The 13,792-nt window shown below is 50.9% G+C and carries 12 protein-coding genes; 9 read left to right on the top strand and 3 right to left on the bottom strand.

Annotated features, from left to right (window positions below; translation table 11 throughout):
* Window position 1: 1 nt before the first annotated feature.
* The 6 genes from HRI97_RS06180 to HRI97_RS06155 all read left to right on the top strand — a co-directional run bounded on the left by HRI97_RS06180 (window position 2) and on the right by HRI97_RS06155 (window position 6,300).
* Window positions 2–859 carry an NAD(+)/NADH kinase gene (locus HRI97_RS06180; RefSeq protein ID WP_253727261.1) on the top strand — a complete coding sequence of 286 codons (858 nt, stop codon included), beginning with the start codon at window positions 2–4 and terminating at the stop codon, window positions 857–859.
* Entirely contained in the window at window positions 837–2,603 is a 1,767-nt protein-coding gene (recN, locus tag HRI97_RS06175; protein ID WP_253727260.1) for a DNA repair protein RecN, read from the top strand. Before HRI97_RS06180 ends, recN begins: the two co-directional genes overlap by 23 nt.
* A 14-nt stretch (window positions 2,604–2,617) precedes the next feature.
* Complete coding sequence (locus HRI97_RS06170; protein ID WP_253727259.1) at window positions 2,618–3,421, top strand: TP0443 family flagellar-associated protein; 804 nt, start codon at window positions 2,618–2,620, stop codon at window positions 3,419–3,421.
* Window positions 3,421–4,644, top strand: coding sequence for an HD domain-containing protein (locus HRI97_RS06165; RefSeq protein ID WP_253727258.1), 1,224 nt, complete (start codon window positions 3,421–3,423; stop codon window positions 4,642–4,644). Before HRI97_RS06170 ends, HRI97_RS06165 begins: the two co-directional genes overlap by 1 nt.
* 109 nt (window positions 4,645–4,753) lie before the next feature.
* Entirely contained in the window at window positions 4,754–5,647 is an 894-nt protein-coding gene (locus tag HRI97_RS06160) for a M23 family metallopeptidase (RefSeq protein ID WP_253727257.1), read from the top strand.
* A gap of 170 nt (window positions 5,648–5,817) precedes the next feature.
* Window positions 5,818–6,300, top strand: a complete 483-nt coding sequence (locus tag HRI97_RS06155) for a hypothetical protein (protein WP_253727256.1) — start codon at window positions 5,818–5,820, stop codon at window positions 6,298–6,300.
* A 42-nt stretch (window positions 6,301–6,342) separates the two neighbouring features.
* Here HRI97_RS06155 and HRI97_RS06150 read toward each other — a convergent pair whose 3' ends face one another.
* The 3 genes from HRI97_RS06150 to HRI97_RS06140 are packed head-to-tail and all read right to left on the bottom strand — an operon-like array spanning window position 6,343 to window position 8,449.
* A complete protein-coding gene (locus HRI97_RS06150) occupies window positions 6,343–6,744 on the bottom strand; it encodes a zinc ribbon domain-containing protein (protein WP_253727255.1) in 402 nt (133 codons plus the stop codon).
* The gene (locus tag HRI97_RS06145; protein ID WP_253727254.1) at window positions 6,741–7,508 is read right to left on the bottom strand and encodes a hypothetical protein; all 768 of its coding nucleotides are present in this window, start codon (window positions 7,506–7,508) and stop codon (window positions 6,741–6,743) included. Before HRI97_RS06145 ends, HRI97_RS06150 begins: the two co-directional genes overlap by 4 nt.
* Complete coding sequence (locus HRI97_RS06140) at window positions 7,505–8,449, bottom strand: hypothetical protein (protein WP_495574010.1); 945 nt, start codon at window positions 8,447–8,449, stop codon at window positions 7,505–7,507. The genes HRI97_RS06145 and HRI97_RS06140 overlap by 4 nt, the downstream gene beginning before the upstream one ends.
* 131 nt (window positions 8,450–8,580) lie before the next feature.
* Between HRI97_RS06140 and mfd the strand changes: the two genes are divergently transcribed.
* The 3 genes from mfd to HRI97_RS06125 all read left to right on the top strand — a co-directional run bounded on the left by mfd (window position 8,581) and on the right by HRI97_RS06125 (window position 13,786).
* Window positions 8,581–12,369, top strand: coding sequence for a transcription-repair coupling factor (mfd, locus tag HRI97_RS06135; protein ID WP_253727252.1), 3,789 nt, complete (start codon window positions 8,581–8,583; stop codon window positions 12,367–12,369).
* Window positions 12,370–12,430: 61 nt separating this feature from the next.
* On the top strand, window positions 12,431–12,706 hold the full coding sequence (locus HRI97_RS06130) for a hypothetical protein (RefSeq protein WP_253727251.1): 276 nt from the start codon (window positions 12,431–12,433) through the stop codon (window positions 12,704–12,706).
* A 78-nt stretch (window positions 12,707–12,784) separates the two neighbouring features.
* Window positions 12,785–13,786, top strand: a complete 1,002-nt coding sequence (locus HRI97_RS06125) for a GHMP family kinase ATP-binding protein (protein WP_253727250.1) — start codon at window positions 12,785–12,787, stop codon at window positions 13,784–13,786.
* The last annotated feature ends 6 nt before the right edge of the window (window positions 13,787–13,792 follow it).

Genomic DNA, 13,792 nt, shown 5'->3' with positions numbered 1-13,792 from the left:
TATGGAAAAGTGCCGTATCGTCGTCAACACGTCGAAACCCGAATCGCAGTCGCTCGGAAACGAAATCAAGCGTTTTTTGGAAGAAAAACATATCGCCTCGTCGTTTTATCGCTTTGACGGTTTCAGCGATGCCAATCCGTTTTCCGGTTCGGATTTTGCGGTAACGCTCGGCGGCGACGGAACGGTGCTCTTTGCCGCCCGCGGCTGCGCATCTCTCGGCATTCCCGTATTTCCGGTCAATTTGGGCGAATTCGGTTTTATCGCGAGTATCGAAAAAAACGAATGGAAAGAAAAGCTCGAACTTTTTTTATCGGGTGCGCTCTTTATCGGCGAGCGAAGCATGCTCGAAGTTTCGTTTTCGCGCGGTTTAGGCAGAAATTTTTCCGCCGTCGCCTTAAACGATGTCGTCGTCAGCGCGGACACGGCTGCAAAAACCGTTTCACTCGAAGTATCCTACGACGGCGTGCCGCTCGGCGTTTTTAAAACGGACGGCATCATCGTCAGTACGGCTACCGGTTCGACCGCGTATTCGGCGTCTGCAGGCGGACCGATCGTCGATCCTGAACTCGATGCGATTATTCTCACTCCGATAAATGCCTTTTCGCTTTCGTCGCGTCCCATTGTGCTCGATCCGCGCGAAGAAGTGTGCATAAAGCTCCTTTCGGTGCGGAAAGAGGCGGCGCTTATCACCGTAGACGGACAGACGCCTTTTGCGCTGAAAGCTGAAAGCGTCATCACCGTACGGAAAGCCGCGCACAAAGTAAAGCTTGCGGGCTGCACGACGGAAAAGTTTTGCAGCGCGCTTCGTTCAAAATTGAATTGGTCGGGAGGGCCGCATGCTCGAAGACCTGACGATTAAAGATTTCGCGCTCATCGATTCGGTTTCGATAGAATTTCCGCGCGGCTTTACCGTGCTTTCGGGAGAAACCGGCGCAGGTAAATCGATTCTCATCGGCGCGCTGTCGTTTTTGCTCGGCGGAAAATCGGACGCTCAGATGATCCGAAGCCCCTCTCACGAAGCGTCGGTGTCGGGAACTTTTTTGCTCGGCGACGGAAAAAACGGACGCGCTAAAAACGATGTGCCGAAAGTTTTGCAGACTTCACTCGCCGGTGAAGAAGAAGATGCGACGGCTGAAGCATGGCTTTTGCAGCACGGCATCGAAAGCGACGACGGACGCGTACTCGTGCGCCGCACGCTTCGAGACTCCGGAAAATCGTCGGCGTGGATCCAAAGTACGCCCGTCACGAGAGCCGACTTGGCCTCGTTTTCGGCACTTCTCGTCGACATTCACGGACAGCACGATCACCAGTCGCTCATGCGCGTTGTGCAGCACCGCGTTTTCCTCGATGCGAGAGCGGGCATCACCGAAGACGTGCGCCGTTTTACCGCACTGTACGCCGAACTCGTCGAAAAGCGGAAACTTCTCGACGAACTCAACGCATCGAGCGAAGAGCGGGAACGGAAAATCGAAATGTATTCGTTCGCTCTAAAAGAAATAAACGAAGCGAAGCTCAAAGCCGATGAAGATGTCCGGCTTTCAGAAGAGGAGGGGAGGCTTTCGTCCTACGAAAAGCTCGCCTCCGACATCGATGCGATTACGAACATGCTTTCCGACAACGAAACTTCCGCCGTGTCGATTTTAAAACAAGTGCGGCGCGATGCCTCTCATGCGCTCGAAATGGATAAAACGCTTTCCGATTTGGATTCGCGCGTGGAATCGGCGTTTTACGAAGTGTCCGATATTGCCGAAGAATTTTCCGCGTATAAAGATAAGCTCGTCTTCGATCCCGCGCGCTTTACCGAAGTACAGGAGCGCCTTTCCCTCATCTATAATTTAAAGAAAAAATACGCGTCGTCCCCGTCCGCTCCTCTTTCCGAAGTTTTGCAGTATGCGGCCGAAGCCGAAGAAAACCTCGAACGGCTCGGTGCGGGAAAAACCGATAAAGCTTCCCTTGAAAAAGAAGCGTTGGAGGCCGAGCGGCGCGTCTATACGGCCGCAAAAGCGCTTTCGGAAAAACGAAAAGCGGCGGGTGAAGCGATGTCGAAAGAAGTCGAATCGGTGCTTGCAAAGCTCGGTATGAAAGGTACGCGCTTTTCGGTGCGCGTCGAAGAAAAGCCCGGGACCGGTGCGGTACAAAAATGCGGCCCCTACGGCATGGACAACGTCGAATTTTTGATAAGCGCGAACCCCGGCTCTCCTCTTTTACCGCTCGCTCAAATCGCTTCGGGAGGCGAGCTTTCCCGCGTCATGCTTGCGCTTAAAACGATCTTCGCCGAAACCGATCCCGTCGAAACTCTCGTCTTCGATGAAATCGATACGGGCATCGGAGGAGAAGTTGCGGTATCGGTCGGAAGCCATCTCAAAAACCTCGCGAAAAACCGGCAGATATTGTGCATAACGCATCTTGCAAGTATCGCCGTTTATGCCGATAATCAGATAAAGATAGAAAAAAACGTATCGGACGGAAAAACGTCGTCGAAATGCAGGAGCGTTCGGGGAGAGGAGCGCGTAAAAGAGATCGCGCGTATGCTTTCCGGAGAAAATTCGAGCGAATCGCTTGAGCACGCGCGGTCGATGCTCGAACGGTTCGGCAGCAAATAAATCGGGGGACGGGTATGGCAAAGATATCGGAAACGACGCGGGGGCAGCTTGCCGAAGCGATTAAGCCCTATCAAAAACAAATCGACGATCTGCTCGCAAAAGAAAAGGCGCTCATCGAGCTCATGAAAAGCGAACATGCGGGCGAAGCGTATAAAAAACTGCAGCTTGCCGAAGACATGGTTTTCGTTTCGAGCCTCTACATGGCGGAAAACAGTTTATCGCTGAAAATACTCGAAGTCAAAAACAACGATGCGCTTAACGAAGCACGCAAAACGCTCTACCGTGCGATTATCTACCTCGAAGATATCGTAACGAATTTTATCGACGTGCCGTACTCCGAGCTTTCGCCCAAATGGGAAAACATCGCGAATACGCCGATTGCAAAACGTTATATGCTCATGAGAAAGCTCGGACTCGCCATACGTCTTTTAAAAGACGCGTTCGGCGAAAACAGTAAATGGAAGTGGTCGTTCGTCGAACTAGAAGGGCGCTTTACCGCCGTTGCAAAAAATCTCATCGACATGAAAAAGGGCGCGCGCGATTATTTTGAACCGAGCTCTGCCGATTACGAAACGACGGTTCTTTACATACGCAAACTGCAAAAATTGCTCGACGCTTCGGCAAACGGCTACCGCGATAAATACGAGCTTTCGACGAGGCGCATCGACGATATGCGTAACGCGATCAAATTTCTGCTTGCGCGCCACAAACTCTGCCTCGCGATCGGCGATAAGACAAATGCCGAAGATATCAAAAAAAAGGCCGTCATTTGGAAAGATAAAATGGAAGCCGATCAAAAAGCGGGTTCAAGTTCATAATGATCAATAAAGCGCTCGCCCTCAAAATTTTCGAAGGATTTTCCATTCAACGCTGGAACGATTTGATCCGGCCTTTCGATTTGATTGAAATGGATAAAGCCGGCGAAAAGATGATCATCGCCTACGTCATCGGAAAATTCGAAGAGCACAAAGGAGAGGTGATCGATTGGGAATGGATGGCTTACGCATCGCTGTTCGACCTGCTCCGAAAGATTTCCCTGTGCGATATAAAAGCGCCCGTGCAGCGTTTGTTAAAACAAGAATACACCGCCGAATATCTTCGGCTCGACGAATGGGTGCTTTCGCAATACCGTCCGCTCATAAACGACGAAGAACTCTTTTCCCGCTTTACGATCTATGTCGGTCAAAAAGCGGAAACGCTTCCGATCCCCGCATCTCTTACGGCATCCTACCGCGTGCTGCAGGCGGCGCACAAGTATTCGACGATGCGCGAACTGCAAATGCTCTCCGTCGTCAACGAGCGTGAGCGCCTTGTAAAGATCGAAACGGAACTCCAAGCGCAGATCCGGCCATACCTCGATTTGGAAGGACTGCAGATGATGCTCACGCATCAAAAGACCTACGATTTTTTATTAAAGACGGAACAGCTGCGCTTTCAAACGCGCTGGAATCAAACGCCGCGAGTGCCGAAGACGAACGTGCTCGGTCACAGCTATTTTGTCGCGGTGATGACGCTGCTGCTCGCGCGAAGCACCGGAATCGAAATGTGCCCGCGGCGCATCGTCAATAACTTTTTCTGCGCTCTCTTTCACGATTTGCCGGAAGCCGTTACGCGCGATATCATCTCGCCGGTCAAACAGGCGACCGACGCGCTGCCCGACATCGTAAAGCGCATCGAAGACGAAATCGCAGGCAGAGAACTCGTTCCGCTTATGGAAGATTTTTTTGTCGACGAACTGCGCTACTATACGAACGACGAATTCGTAAACCGCATACGGCGGGACGGAAAGAGCGAAGCGGTTTCGTGGGAAGATTTGAACGGGCGTTTTAACGTCGACGCCTTTGAACCCGTCGACGGCCGTCTCGTGCGCCTGTCCGATCATCTTGCAGCCCTTCTCGAAGCCGACAGTTCGATAAAGCACGGCATTACGTCCGAACACTTGGTGCACGGACGGAAGAGTCTCCTCGCACACTATGCGCCGGGCGAAACGATAAACGGCATCGACGCGGGAAAATTATTTCAGGATTTGGTCGCGCTTTGACGCTGCCTTTCGATTGCGGCGAATGGTGTTTCTTAAAAGCCGGTTCCTTTTTCGACAGTCCGTTTGTCCGTCTCATTAAATTCGCTTTTTTTGCCGATACTATAACGGTATGAAAGTCAACGGAAAAAAATCGCCCTCGTTTGCAGTCTGTATCGCCCTCATCTTTGCAATTTCCGCGTCCGTTTTTGCGGACAGCACGTATATCGTCAAAAAAGGCGACACGCTTTATTCGATAAGCCGCCGCTACGAGCTTACGGTTGCAGAGCTTCGAACTGCGAACAATCTTTCGGAAAACGATGTGCTTCAAGCGGGGCAAAAATTGACAATTCCGTCGGCCGATATAACGAATGCGGCTGCATTGAGCGCCGTACCGGAAAAAAAGGGGAACGCGCCCGTTTCCGAAATCGCAAAAAATGCGGAAACCTATACCGTTCAAAAAGGCGATACGCTCTATTCGATCGCGCGGAGATACGATATAAAATTATACGATCTGCTTTCGATAAACAATATGGCAAACGATGCCGTGATCAAAGTAGGGCAGCATATAAAAGTGCCCGCAAAATCCGCAGCTGTCGCAAAAAATCTTCCGAACAATGCTTCATCCGGTAAGAGTGCATCTTCATCTCAGAGCAGTGCCAGAACGGGAGACTCTTCGCTTTTATGGCCGGTCAAGCATCCGTCCGTCATCTACACGAAGGGTAAAGTGTCGGGCGTCGAACTTTCGGCTGAAAAAGACGAACCGGTAAAATCGATCCGCGCGGGAACCGTCATGTACACCGGAATGTACCGCGGCTACGGAAATATCGTGTTCGTCGAATCGAAGACGGGATTGATCTACGCGTATTCGTGGCTCGGTTCGGTGCATGTAAAAAAAGGCGATTACGTCGTGTGCGGAGATACGGTCGGCACTGCCGGAAAAAATGCGGCGGGAAGTCCGAGTTTGACCTTTATGGTTTTCCAAAACGGTATGCCGATCGACCCTGCAAAAGCGCCGCGCGGCTAAAAGACGGCACACGTACAATTGACAAAACCGATATGCTCGAATAAGATAACGATATCCGCGCCGCAAAATTGTCGTATCCGATACCTTTGCTTGTGCGCGGCCCGAAAAATCGAAAGCGGCGCTTTTACTTAAATCCGCCGCAAATTTTGAAAAACAACAGCGAGGTTTGTATGAAAAAAGCGGCGGTTTTTGCGGCGGTTTTATTTTTCGCATTTGCGACGGCGGCGTTCGGCGATGGCGGCATGGAGATAAAAATCGACAACTATTCCATAACGGTTCCTTCGCTTTGGCTCGCACAGCGGACGGATTCCGCAACCGTGTTTATCCTCTATTCTCCGATCGAAGAAAACGATACGTTTCAGGAAAACGGTAATTTAACCGTAGAAAAACTTCCGTCAAAATATTCGGTAAAAGCATATTTAAAATCGGGAAGGGAAGTGCTGAAAAAGCTTTACGCGAATTTCAAACTCATCGAAGAAGGCGCCGACTATCAGATATTTTCGGGCGAACTCAACGGAATCGCTTTGCAGCAGATACAGTTCGTGTCGATCAGAGGAACCGAAGCGTACGTATTGACTTTTTCTTCCACTCCCGAAGATTTCGACCGCTACGCGGATACGTTTAAAGCGATTTACGGCACGTTTACGTATTGAAGGAACGGCAAACGGCTCGGATGCCGAAAGCGGTATCATCTCTCACCGCATGAGCTTTACGACCGCCGCGATAACTCCTAAAAAAACCGCAAGCGTTACGGCGTAGACCCAAAACGGCAGCGCGCTGCCCGATCCTCGTGCGTGTTTGCGCTCGTATGCGGCAAAGGCTCCTTTTATTTTTTTTTGTTCGGCGCCCGTAAGGCGACGGCGAACTTCTTCTTTTTCTTCTTCCGAATACGCCGATATATTGAAAGTGCCCGAATCCGTCGCGTAACCGCAGACGGGGCAGCCCTTGGCAAATTTCGAAGCGCTTCCTGTAGCGCCGCACGCGGGGCAGCGTACCGAAGAAAAAAAGCGTCCGCAGTTTTTACACACGCGCGCATCCGCAGGGACTTCCGCACCGCAGTTTTCGCAAAAAAATTTTGCCCTTTGTTTTCCTTTCATGCTTTATCCGGCCTTATAATAATTTCATTTCCGGCGCTTACAACGGAAGCCGTACAATACGTCGGTACGCCCGCCGTACGAAGTGAAAGCTCTTCGATCCTGTCTCCGGGAGAAATGCCTCGAGCGAAAGAAGGTATGTCGGCCGTAAACTCCGCGTTTCCGTCGGAAAGATCGCGTATCGTTCCGGTGACGAACGCTCCCGTCTTCGGGTGCGTAAAGACTGCCGTTCCGATTTTGCCGGCCGAAAGCGCTTCCTTCGATACGGTTTCCGACATCGAAGCCGCTTCCGCATGCTGCCCCTCGTCCGGTACCGATATCGAAGCCGTTTCCGTATTTTGTACCGCATCCGTTTCCGCACTCCGCGCTTTATCCGCTTTTTCGAAATCGGGTGAAAGGGCGCCTGTCGGAGAATTGACTATGGAACGGAAAAACGACATACCGTCTTCATCGCACGAATCGAATATGCCTTTGATGCCGAGCTTTTGCGCTTTCATTTTTTCCGTTTCCGAAAACGATTTCGGCACATAGAGGATGACGTCGGGAATCTTTCCCGCAATGCCGCTTTTAATAAACTGTGTCAATGTTTTCCAATGGCGGGGATAATCCGACGCGTTCACGACGACGATATCCGGCCGAATCTCTTCGATGTTGTCGAGCGCTTTTAAAAGCCAGCGGTAGATAATCGTATCGTAGGAAAGAGAGGCGAGGGCGACATCGACTTTGCCGATAACTTCGTCGTCGTCGCAGATGATGATCGCTTTCATTCCGTCCCCAGATTGACGACCGTGTAATCGTAGATTTGCCAAACGCCTTCTCTTTGGCGGAGACGGTACGTATAGCTTTTCTTTTCGTAATAGGTGCGGTTGTTAAACCATTCGGTGACGACCACGCTTCCTTCCGTCTTGGAATACACCGTTTTTTCGATTTGAAATCGCTCGGGTACGGCAACGATGTCGCCGTCGATCCGCGACTGCATCAAATCCGATTTATACGCGCCGATCATGCGCTCCCGTTCATCGGCCGAAGCCGCTCGGTAACGCCGCTTTTGAGAAGGTGTACGCTCGAGCATCGCTTCGACGTCCATATACAAAAAATACTGATCCCACAGCGATTTTTGCCGCGCGACGATAGTCCGCTCTACGACTTGATCCGGCGGAATCATCTCCGGCTGCAGGATACGCATGGTTCCCGCTTCGACGGGAATCGATGAAGACGAAGCGGCCGACGGAGAAGGGCGCACTTCGAGCGTAAGGCGATTCGATGTGATGCGCTCGTCGCGGAAACGGTACAGCTCGGGATAAAACGTGAGGTCGACATAGTAGACCGACGGATTTGCGACGGTAAGATATTCTTTTAAGTTTTCGACGAACGAATATTCTTCACCCGCTTCGAGCGCAATTTCCCGGAAATACACCGTTTGATTTGTCGTACGTTTTCTGACAAGCATTTCGGTTTGCGAAAGGCGTTCGTTTTTGATCGTGTACGCGTTGAAATCGATCGAAAACATTCTGTCGTCGGCGAGCTTAAAACGAAGCGTATCCGTCCCCGTATTGCGCACCGTTATGTGAATGAACACGGGATTCGAATCCGCAGCATCGGGATAATACATGGTTTTATCATAAAACTTTATCGAAACCGCTGCGTTTTGTATGCGGCTTTGCGCGGATGCCGACTGTCCAAAGAAGGCTAAACACGATATAATCAAAAAAACAGTACGTTTCAATTACGTCTCCCAAAAGGTATAAGGGTAATAGACCTTTCTTATAATATCGGACAAACCGTATGTATACATTATCGACAAATTCTATCAAAGAAGCAATACACTCATGGCCTCCCATGCGCGATGCTGTTTCCCGTTTGACGGATGCTTCGTGCCGCTTTCCTTTTTCGGTCAGAGGACTTCACGGCGCTCTTTCAGCTTATTTTACAGCCGAATACTCGGAGCGCATACAATCTTCGGCGTTTAAAGAAAGCGTATCGGGAGCGGTATCGTTCGATTCGCGTTCATCCGACATCGTCATCGTCACGCCCGGAGAAAACGAAGCAATCGATATCCGCACCGATTTGACTTCGATTTTTCCCGAAGCGGAGATAATCGATATACCGTGGTGGGGTATGATACCCTATCGTCCGGTATCGCGGGGTGCGGCCGTGTTCGGAGAGCGCGCGGCGGCTCTTGCAAAACTTGCCGGAGAAGGAAGGGAAGGTTTTTCTCAAAAGCCGAGAATCTTTATCGTAAGCGAACGCGTTTTTCTTTCGCCGCTTCCGCCTCCCGAATCGGTAAAGCGCCGCTCTTTTTCGATTTCGCGCGGCTTGCGCACCGACACGATAAAAACCGCAGAGCGGCTTTCATCTCTCGGCTATACGAGAGCGCCGCGCGTTTACGTGCAGGGTGAGTTCAGTTTGAGGGGCGAAGTGCTCGACGTATTCGTTCCGCAAAGCACCGCTCCGTGCCGCATCATTTTCGACTTCGATACCGTCGCACAGATTAAAACTTTCGACACGGATACGCAGACGACGACCGGCTCCCTCGAAAGCGTTTTTATTTCCCCGATGCGCGAAGTGATTTGGGACGATGCGCTTTTGACCGATTTGAAAAATGCGATCGAAGCCTACGAATCGACGGCCGTGAGCGCCGAAGACGAAATGAGGCTGTCGGATGTGGCATTGCAACACGGGGCAGCGCCGTTTTCCGATGTGGACGGACACTCCGATACGGCGGATGACACGAGTGCCGGCGAGATACCGTCTTCCGACGAAGATGAGTTGACCGATGCAGGCGTATCGGGAGACGAAAAGCCGCTTTCGCGAAAAAGTTTTCGCGCGCACCTCCCGTTTACGAAAGAAGCGAAAGCCGTGTTATCGAATATGCTTTCCGAGCTTGAAACGGCAAAATCGTGCGAAGGGGAAGAACTCTTATATCCCGTGTTGTGGAAAAAACGCTGTACGATTTCGGACTATATCGGCGAGCGGACGGCCGTTTTTTTCTTCGATTACGAGCGTCTCGTAAATGCCGAAGAAACGATCGTTCGGGAATACGGCGGCATGTATCGGAAAGCGCGCCTTTCGTTTCCTGCCTTTCCGCCCGAGCAAATGCTCTCCGATTTCCAAAAGAACTTAAAAACAGTATCAAGATGTATACTTTTTCATACGGTTTCTCGTGCGGACACAGCTTCAACTGACAAATCTCCGTCCGATATCGCTTTTCCGTGCGAAGTGTCACGGAGCTTTTTCGGCAATATTCCGTTTTTGAAAGAGGAAATCGGAAAGCTGCAAAACGCAGGCTGGAAGATCGCAGTCTTTGCGGACGGCGAAAATCAGGAACGGCGCATAGCCCGATTGCTTTCGGATTTTACCGGAGAGCGCGGAGACGAAACCTCCTCGAACGAAAGCGACAGCGAAACGCATGATGCGGGAACGTATAAAAATCGTACGCTCGAGCGCCCTTCCGTTTCGATCGAAAAACGTTATGCGCTCGCCGTTTTTCCCGAAGCGATATCCGAAGGCTTTTCGATCCCCGACTTAAAGCTCATCGTCATACAGGAAAACGAAATATTCGGCAGAAGGCGGGCGGTGCCGAAATCGCTGAAAAAAGCGAAAAGCGCCGCAATCGACACTTTCGTCGAACTCACACCCGGCGACTATGTCGTGCACGTGCAGTACGGCATCGGCATCTTTTGCGGTATCGAGCGCGTAAAAGCCGGCGGCAACGAACGGGACTATATAAAGCTCGAGTATGCGGACAAAGAGGTCGCCTTCGTTCCGATCGAACAGGTGAATATGGTGCAGCGCTATATCGGAAGCGAAGGAGATGCTCCGAAGCTCGATAAAATCGGCAGCAAAAGCTGGGAAAACCGAAAGCGCAAAGTGCAGGAAGCCGTCGAAGATTTGGCAAAAAAGCTCATCGATCTCTATTCGAGAAGAAAAGCGTCGAGGGGATTTCCGTTTCCGAAAGATACCGAATGGCAGACTTCGTTCGAAGCGGCTTTTCCGTACGAAGATACGAAAGATCAGGCGATCGTCACCGAAGAAGTCAAGCGCGATATGGAAAAACCCGTCCCTATGGATCGCCTCATCTGCGGAGACGTCGGCTACGGCAAAACCGAAATCGCGATGCGCGCCGCGTTCAAAGCGGTCATGGGCGGAAAGCAAGTCGTTTTTTTGGCGCCGACGACGATCCTCGCCGAACAGCATTACGAAACCTGTGTCGAACGCTTTGCGAATTTCCCCGTCAAAATCGCAGTCCTCTCGCGCTTTGTGCCGCACGCGGAACAAAAAAAGACTTTAACTCTCCTCGCATCGGGCGATATCGACATTCTTATCGGCACGCACCGCGTCATTCAAAAAGACGTCGTTTTTAAAAATCTCGGCCTCATGATAATCGACGAAGAGCAGCGCTTCGGCGTAAAGGACAAAGAAAAACTCAAAGAGATGAAAGCGAATATCGACTGCCTTGCGCTTTCGGCGACGCCGATCCCGCGTACGCTTCACATGAGTTTACTGAAAATCCGCGACATGAGCTTATTGACGACGCCTCCGCAAAACCGGCAGGCGATCGAAACGTCTATAGAGCCGTACAGCGACGAACGCGTAGCGACTGCGATCAGGCGGGAAGCGGAGCGGGGAGGGCAAGTGTTTTTTTTGCATAACCGAGTCGACTCCCTTTTCGAAGTGCGGCGCAAAATCGAACGGCTCGTCCCCGAAATGCTCGTCGACGTCGCGCACGGACAAATGATGAGCGCCGAACTTGAAGACATCTTCCGCCGTTTTAAACTCGGCGGATTTCACGTACTCGTTTCGACGACGATCATCGAAAACGGCATCGACATACCGAACGTCAACACGATCATCATCGACAGGGCGGATATGTACGGCGTATCGCAGCTTTACCAGCTCCGCGGGCGTGTCGGGCGGAGCGACCGGAAAGCGTACGCCTATCTTTTATATCCCGAAAATACATCTCTTTCCGAAGTCGCGATGAAGCGCCTGCAAGTCATCAGCGATTTTACCGAACTCGGAAGCGGTTTTAAAATCGCAATGAAAGATATGGAAATCCGCGGGGCGGGAAACCTGCTCGGCCGCGACCAGTCGGGAGACGTGTATGCCGTCGGATTCGAATTGTATTTGAAATTGCTGAACGAAGCGGTTGAACGCCTTACCGCCTCTGAAAATTACAAAGCGCAGAGCGAAGTGCTCATGGAACTCGAATACACGGGCTTTATCCCCGACGCCTACGTGCGCTCGGCGGAGACGAAAATGGAAATCTACAAAAAGATCGCGTCGGTGCAGACGGACGACGAATTGATCGCGGTGATGAACGAAATCGAAGACCGCTTCGGTCCCGTACCCGATGAAGTTGCGAGCCTCCTGTCGCTCGCCGAAATACGTATCCTGTGCAAAAAGCTTTCGGTGAGCGCGCTCAAAGAATCGAAGGGCGTCGTCGAAATCGAATTTGCAAAAGTATCCGACATTTCGGTCGATCGCGTATTGCAGCTGATAAAAGAAAGTTCGGGCAGCGTATGGCTCGACGCTACAAAACCGAATATGCTGTTTTTAAAACTCGGAAAAATCGGTCTCAAAGAAAAAAGCGAATTTATCAGAGAGCGGCTCGAAAAACTTGCATAAGGTTTGCCGTATCGGCTCGGAACGTGATATAATGAGGTATAATTATAAAAGCGGAGTAGATATGCTTTTATTCGGAAAAAAAGTTGAAATTTACGAAAGCCGGAATTACGGTGAATTCAAAGCGCTCAAAAAGCTGCTCAAAAAAAACGGCATTGCCTACGGTACCGGCTGGGTGCAGACGGAAGTCGCGTGCGGCTGCGGCGCAAAGATCAATATGCGCCAAGTCATCAACCCAAATTACAGTCCCTATGTGTGGTCGGTATACGTGAGACCCGAAAACGAAAAAGAAGCGCGACGGATTGCCGAAGATCTGAAAACGAAATCGACGGGAAGCTGACAAACCGAAAGTTCAATTTCGAGTTTTCTAAAGCCGCGATCATTGACACGGCGGTGATTAGCCCTTATAGTGTTTTGTATGATAATTACACAAACTCCGTTTCGCATGAGTTTTTTCGGCGGCGGTACGGATTTCAGCGGATTTTACGATAAACACGGAGGCGCCGTCATTTCGACGACGTTCGACAAATACTGTTACGTAACGGTGCGCCACTTGCCGCCGTTTTTCGATTACAAAACGCATCTCACGTATTCCAAAGAAGAAAAAGTTTTTTCCAACGATGAAATCGTGCATCCTGCGATCCGCAATGCGATGCAGTGGCTCGACATGCACGATATCCGCATGACTTACGAATCCGATCTTCCGGCGCGAAGCGGATTGGGCACTTCTTCGAGTTTTGCCGTCGGCATGCTCGAAGCCTTTTATGCGCTCAAAGGCAAATACGCCGACAAACGAAAACTTGCCGACGACGCGATTTATTTGGAGCGCATTTTATGCAAAGAGGCAGGCGGCATTCAGGATCAAATCGCGGCGAGCTTCGGCGGCTTTAACCGCATCGATTTCAACCGAGACGGCTACAGCGTCAAACCCGTCATTATCAGTCCAGAACGCAAAAAAGCGCTCAACGACCGTCTCATGCTTTTTTTTACGGGATTCAGCCGCTTCAGTTCGGATATTCAGCAAAGTACCGAAAAATCGATGAAAGACAAAACCGAAGAGCTTTTGAAAATGTACCGCCTTGTCGATGAAGCCGAAAAGATTTTTACCGACAAAACCGTAAATCTCGACGAATTCGGAAAGCTGCTCGACTATACGTGGAAATTAAAGCGCGGCATTTCACCGGGCATTTCAACCGGAAGCATAGACGAACAGTATGACAGAGCGATAAAAGCCGGAGCTTTGGGCGGAAAACTGCTCGGTGCGGGCGGCGGCGGCTTTTTACTGTTCTACGTTCCGTTTGAAAAACAGGAAGCGGTCAAAGCCGCCCTTGCAAATCAAATGTACGTTCCGTTCCGATTTGAAAACGACGGCACGAAAGTTATCTATTACGGGCCCGAAACCTATATCGAAAGAGAGTAGGGAGCT

The sequence above is a fragment of the Treponema socranskii subsp. buccale genome (assembly GCF_024181585.1).
Lineage (GTDB): Bacteria > Spirochaetota > Spirochaetia > Treponematales > Treponemataceae > Treponema_D > Treponema_D buccale.
This window is presented reverse-complemented; position numbering and strand designations above follow the sequence as displayed.